The sequence below is a fragment of the Vicinamibacteria bacterium genome (assembly GCA_035620555.1).
Classification (GTDB): domain Bacteria; phylum Acidobacteriota; class Vicinamibacteria; order Marinacidobacterales; family SMYC01; genus DASPGQ01.
This window is the reverse complement of sequence record DASPGQ010000588.1, coordinates 1-4,661: the sequence shown is the minus strand read 5'-3', so window position 1 is coordinate 4,661 and position 4,661 is coordinate 1. Positions and strand designations below refer to the sequence as shown.

General features: G+C 61.2%; 5 protein-coding genes. 2 read left to right on the top strand and 3 right to left on the bottom strand.

The genetic code is table 11. The features are described 5' to 3' along the window. Both VEK15_23940 and VEK15_23935 read right to left on the bottom strand, forming a co-directional pair. Positions 1-204 (bottom strand): hypothetical protein (locus VEK15_23940; GenBank protein HXV63773.1); only part of this gene is annotated, 204 nt, incomplete at its 3' end. 324 nt (positions 205-528) lie between these two features. Further along, on the bottom strand, positions 529-2,862 hold the full coding sequence (locus VEK15_23935; protein ID HXV63772.1) for a serine/threonine-protein kinase: 2,334 nt from the start codon (positions 2,860-2,862) through the stop codon (positions 529-531). A 178-nt stretch (positions 2,863-3,040) separates the two neighbouring features. Here VEK15_23935 and VEK15_23930 point away from each other — a divergent pair, with 178 nt between their 5' ends. Next, the gene (locus tag VEK15_23930) at positions 3,041-3,328 is read left to right on the top strand and encodes a DUF433 domain-containing protein (GenBank protein ID HXV63771.1); all 288 of its coding nucleotides are present in this window, start codon (positions 3,041-3,043) and stop codon (positions 3,326-3,328) included. Further along, positions 3,328-3,693: a DUF5615 family PIN-like protein gene (locus VEK15_23925; protein HXV63770.1), complete on the top strand. Its 366-nt coding sequence runs from the start codon at positions 3,328-3,330 to the stop codon at positions 3,691-3,693. Before VEK15_23930 ends, VEK15_23925 begins: the two co-directional genes overlap by 1 nt. 59 nt (positions 3,694-3,752) lie before the next feature. On the opposite strand, the gene VEK15_23920 is transcribed toward VEK15_23925, so the two are convergent. Continuing rightward, positions 3,753-4,661 (bottom strand): hypothetical protein (locus tag VEK15_23920; GenBank protein ID HXV63769.1); only part of this gene is annotated, 909 nt, incomplete at its 5' end.

Below are 4,661 nucleotides of genomic sequence, written 5' to 3'. Positions count from 1 at the left end.
GGTATGGGAGCCGGCTGGTACATCCGAAAAGACGAAACGGCCGTGCTCGCCGGTGAGCGTGCTTTGGTCGAGCTCGACGAGGACCACGACCACGTAGCGGACGGGCTGGCCGTCCTCGAGCATGAGGTGCCCCTCGATTCTTCCCTCGTTCTCCTGAGCAAGGGCGAGGCCGCTCCAGAGCCACAACCACGGGACGATTCTCATGGACTTCTCCTACTCGAAGTGGACGAGCGAGAGTCAACGACCGCCGTCAGAGCATTGGCATCTGTAGACCTTAGAGCATCGGCTTACGTCAGCGGTACGACGCGAAGCCGCCAATGGCCACGTCACCATGTTTTCCGCTTGGTTCGTCAAGCTGCTGAGTCCTTCTAGGCCGACCTTCGCACCGCCGGTTTTCGATAACGAGATCGTTTCTCTCTGAACTCGCGCCCAACAGTCTTCTCTCTTTTTGACGGACCCTGCGACCTTTTTCCGACGCCTTGTCCTCAAAGTTCTGACAATTCACTGAATGTACGCGGAATGATTCCTTCAGTTCGCCCAGTTGAGATCGACGAGAAGCTCGTCGAAGGGTTGCTCGAGAAACGCGGGAAGCTCGCCTCGGGCGCGAGCGTCTTCCAGGACGGCGACGACCTCCGCGAATTGCTTGCGTGCCCGCTCGACCACGGGCGCGAGCTCGGGATCCTCGAGGATCCATCGCCGGTCAGAGCTCAGATGCAGCGAATCGTACTCGAGTGAAACTCCAGCCTTATCGAGAGCAAGCAGAATCGTGCGAGCTCGCTCCCGTTGGTCGTTTCGTCCCAGAACTTCGAGCGCTATTTGTGAGGCCAGTTGCCAGTAGGGAAACCGGTCCTCGCCGCTCGCGGTGTGAAGCAGCCGGTCAAGAGCGGCGGTTGATTCCACGCCTTTCCCCAAGACGATGTAGACATCGGTCATGAAACGAACCCAGTCGATTCGAATGCGTCCTTGAACCGCCATCCTGTCGAGGCGCTCGAGAAGTCCCGCTGCCTCGAGTAGGCGTCCTTGTTTCAGGAGCAAGCCAGCGCGCGCCTGGAGCCCAAATGGAAAGTCAGGCTCGATCGACAAGACCTCCTCGTTGATCCGAAGTGCGTCCTCCGTCCGCCCGAGGCAGTCCAAAGCGTTAGGTAGCCCCGAGTAGAGATAGAGGGGGTCCAGACCACGTATGCGCTCACCTACCACAAGGCGCAGACGACAGCTGGAGAGGCCCATATGGAGCGCTACGTTCGCGCGGGGAAATCGGGGTGCAAACCGAGCGGCTTTGAGACTATTTCCCAGGACCGCACCCGCTTGTTCCCCTCGTCCTACTTCGAGAAGCGTCAGAACCGCCCATGCGCGTCCGTTTTCGTTGTCGATCTCGAGCGCCCGGGTAGCCCAGCGGTGTGCCTGCGCGCGCGCTTCCGCGGCATCGATCCCCTGTTCGAGCCTGAACTCGTAAAGCCACGCGATCTCGGCCGCCGCATCCGATAGCCCTGGATCCAGTTGGAGCGCTTCACCGAACGCGTCCAATGCGGCGTCGAAATCCTCGGTCAAATGACGATGGTTGAATCGATGAGAATAGTAGACGCCCTTCTCGAACGAAAGCGCCGCTTGGGAGCTTCCCCGCGCCGCGCCGATGGCCCCGAGCTGAGGACGCAGCTGGACGCGAAGCTCCTCGGCCGCTTCGCGCACCATCGCGAGATAGTCGGTCGGAGGACCCTGGTAGTCACCGCTCCATATCAGACGGCGGCCATCGGTCTCGACGAGCTGCACGTTGAGCAGGAACCGCTCGGGCTCCGCGGTGAGGGCCGAGAGCACCAGAGCGTCGACGCCGAAGGTGGCGGCGATGCGATCGATGTCCCCCTGAAAGCGCTCGAGCTCGAAGCCCGCAGGCGGAAGCTTGGTCTCCATGCCTTCGATCTGGGCAAGGTAGGTGGATAAGGTGCGTGAAATCGCCTCGCCGAGAAAGTCCTCCGCGCTAGAGCCGAGGACCTGGCTCGGAAGCGCCACGACGGCACGGATCGTACCCGGCTCCGTTGCGGAGCGGAACAGAAGAGCGGACGCCGCGATGGCAAGAACCGCGAGGACGGCGACCGCCGCCGCCACGCGCCACGAAGTACGTGACGGAGTCTTCGCGTGTCGAATAGCCGTCGCCAGCTCCTTTGCGGTTTGATATCGCTTCGACGGATCGTTCTCGAGACATCGCGCGATGATTCGCAGAAGCGCGGGCGACGAAGCGCTTCCCAACATTTCCCGCAGCACGAGGCCGGTGGCATAGATATCGCTTCGCGCGTCCGCCGGACGGCCCGCTCGCTGCTCCGGCGCCATGTAGTGGGGCGTACCGGCGAACGTCTGAGTCTCCAGCTTGCTGAACGTCGCCGCCGAATCGCTCGATGGGCCGACCAACTTGGCGAGACCGAAGTCCAGGATCTTCAGGCGACCGTCGGGAAGGATCCGGATGTTGCTCGGCTTGAGGTCACGGTGCACGATACCGCGCTCGTGCGCCGCCTCGAGGCCCGCGGCGAGCTGCTCGCCAAGCGTCATCACCTCTTTCGGCGGAAGCCCGCCCTCGGCCAGCCGGTCGCTGAGCGTCGTACCGGGCCCGTACTCGGTGACTAGAAAGTCGACCTCGCCTTCCGAGTCGAAATCGTGAACCGTCTGAATGTTCGGATGGTTCAGCTTCGAGAGCGTGAGGGCTTCGCGACGAAAGAGGCTGCGCGCCTCGTCGCTCGAGAGACGTCCGGGCGGAAGGAGCTTGACGGCGACGTCGCGCTCCAGACGCATGTCCCGCGCCAGGAACACTTCCCCCATTCCGCCCGCACCGATCTTCTCGAGAATTCGGTAGTGAGAGAGCGTCCGGCCGATCACCTCAACGCCTTTTCAGGTTGCCATGTTAGACTGACAACCGACATCGGGTCAACATTCCATGGGCGAGCGCTATAGCACCCTCGAGCCCCTCGCTCGAGGAGCGTGGGAAGGGTGCCAACGATCTTCGCCCGGTCCCCGAGTAAAGCCAGCCAAGAGGAAACGTTATAATACAAGCACTATGCCTGGTACGGTTCAGGTTTACGCGCACATCACGAAGGACCCGGAGGTCTGCGGCGGAAAGGCCTGCATCGACGGAACCCGCATCCGCGTGATGGATATCGTCGGACTTCATCGTAATGGCTACACGCCGGAGAACATGCTGAACGTATATTCCGCTCCCCTAGCTCTGGCCCAGATCTATGCCGCCCTCACTTACTACTATGACCATCCCGAGGAAATCGAAGCTTCGCTCGAGGAAGATCAAGAAATGGCAGCAAAGCTGAAGCGCCTCGACACGAATCCGTAGTGGCGGGCCGCTTCGCTCTCTTCACCGACGCTCATATCCAACAATCGATAATCGAAGGTCTCATGCAGCGAGGCTGGGATGTCCAGCGGGCGATCGACGTTTTTCCCGAACGGACGAAAGATCGCGTCCTTCTGGAACATGCGGTGACGTGCGGGCGAGTTTTCGTCACAAACGATTCTGGTATCATTCAAATCGTAAATGACTGGCTGGCTGCGGGACGGTCCGTCAAGGGGATCGTATTCTGGGAAGAGTTACTCTACTACGAAATGAGTCCTGGAGACTTCATTCGTGGCTTCGAAATTCTCGGGAACGAAGACGAGCCGTTCCGGGTGCCGATCCGATACATCGGCAGGCCATCCCAGTAACCCTCGTCGGTGTGCAATTCTGGCGATCTTGCTTCGTTCGCTCGAGAGTTTTCCGCTGATCACGGCTCGTCGTATCCGAGACGGGAGCGCAGCTCGTCGAGCGGAGCTTCGAGGTAGGCGGGAAGCTCGCCCTTGGCGCGCGCGTCCATGAGAATGGCCATCGTCGCCTCGAACTTCTCTTTGGACTTCTGGACGATCGGCTCGAGGCTGGGTTCCTCTCGAACCCAGCCTTTGTCGGGGCTCAAGGCGAGACCATCGTACTCTTCGACGATCCCGGCTTGGTCCAGACGTAACAAGAGCTCCTTTGCTTCCGCGATTCTGCCGCGGCCACCGAGCTTGTCGATGGAAGCGTGAGCAAACATCTGCCAATAAGGTACTGGCAGCTCGCCGCTTGCAAGCGCGAGCAGGCGGTGGAGCTCTTCTTTTGCCTCACCGGGCTCGCTTCTCAGGAGCACGTTCTCGTCCGAAAGGCCTTGGAACCAACCCGCGTTGACTCGGCCTTCGGCGACCATGGGCTGGAGCCGGTTCAGCACCTCTGTGGCTTCCTCCAGTCGCCCAAGCTTGTGCAGAAAGCCCACTTTGTTCAGCAAGGCGATCGACAGGTCCGGCTCGATCTCGAGGGCGCGCTCGTTTTCCGCCAGCGCCTCTTCTGTCCGTCCCAGGGTGGCGAGCGAGCCCGCGGACATCGTGGGCGGGTACAAATAGAGCGGGTCCAGCCGCGCCGCCTCGCGAGTTGCCTGAAGGCTGAGGAAGGAGCTGGAAAGACCCACGCTGAGAGCAACATGCGATCCGGTGAACCGCGGCGCAAATCGGACGGCACGCAGTCCGCTCATCGTGACGCTCGCGCCCTGATTCCCTTGTCCGTATTCCAGAAGCGCCAGAAGCGCCCAGGCGCGGCCATTCTCGCGATCGATCTCGAGCGCCCGGTTGATCCAGGCGTTCATATGAGCAATGGCCTCGTTTGGTTC